This is a genomic window from Amycolatopsis sp. NPDC003731, from assembly GCF_053586895.1.
This window is the reverse complement of sequence record NZ_JBSFNC010000316.1, coordinates 1-1,034: the sequence shown is the minus strand read 5'-3', so window position 1 is coordinate 1,034 and position 1,034 is coordinate 1. Positions and strand designations below refer to the sequence as shown.

Below are 1,034 nucleotides of genomic sequence, written 5' to 3'. Positions count from 1 at the left end.
GACGTCGAGGCCCGCGTCCAGGGCGGCCGGGTGGATGCCGCGGGCGAGGTCGCGCAGTTCGGTGAGGGCCTGCTTGGCGTTGGCGTGCGCGGCGGCGCGCTGGTACTCCTCCCAGGTGACCTTGGTGACCTGGGGGCCGTCGTCGGCGCCGCGGCCGGCCAGGCCGTTCATGCCCAGGTAGTAGTCGCCGGTCTGGTGCTGCGCACCCGAGGACAGGTCCGGGTCGGAGACGGCCATCGCGTGGATGTGGTAGTCGAAGCCCTGCGCCGGCGTGCGGTACCAGGCTGCGAACCCGACGTTGCGCAGCGCCTTCAGCAGGTTGTTGCGGTTGGTCGACGACATGCCGGACACCGAGATGTCCATCGCGCCGCCGCCGTCGTGCGTGCCGGCCGAAGCGTCGACACCGCCGGCGTTGTACGAGCCCTGCGTCAGCGTGACCTGGAAGCCCGCTTTCCCTTCCGCCGCAACGAGCATCGCCTTGGTGCGGGTGTTGAGGGTCTTGCCGTGGTAGGTCACGTGGCTGCCGGCGGAAATCGGGTTGGTGACCGTGTACCGGCCTTCGCCCAGCTTCTCCAGCGAGGTCTTGCCCGGCAGGCCGGACGCGTCGAGACCGGTGTAGCCCAACGACTTCTGGTACTGCGAGTACGCCGTGATGGTGGTGGTGCCGAAGTAGCCGTCGACGTACTGGCTGTCGAGCAGCCCCTTCGCCTGCAGCGCCTGCTCGACGAGCAGGACGCTGTCGTGGGCACCCGGGGTCTGGGTGTCGTCGGCGCGGCGCGGGTCGATCTGGGCCGCCTTCAGCACGGCCTCCATGTTCGCCGTGGGCAGCACCGTCGTGGCCGCGGTTTCGGCCTGGGCCGGTGCGGCCACGGCGAACGTCGCGGCGGTGAGCGCCGTGAGCACGGCGGCCTTCGTGAACATCCTGGTCCTCCATGGGTCGGAATCTCGTTGTGGGGAGGAGAATCACGCAACCGGATACAAGGGACGTACAAACCGGATTCGCCCGTTCTCGACCACGAAGCCGCCTCGACACC

Annotated in this window: 1 protein-coding gene; it reads right to left on the bottom strand. The window is 69.3% G+C overall.

Going from position 1 to position 1,034, the window contains the following annotated elements; genetic code table 11:
• The coding region (locus ACWDN5_RS46805; RefSeq protein ID WP_449680801.1) for a peptidoglycan-binding domain-containing protein at positions 1 to 921 on the bottom strand (921 nt) is incomplete at its 3' end.
• Positions 922 to 1,034 lie beyond the last annotated feature (113 nt).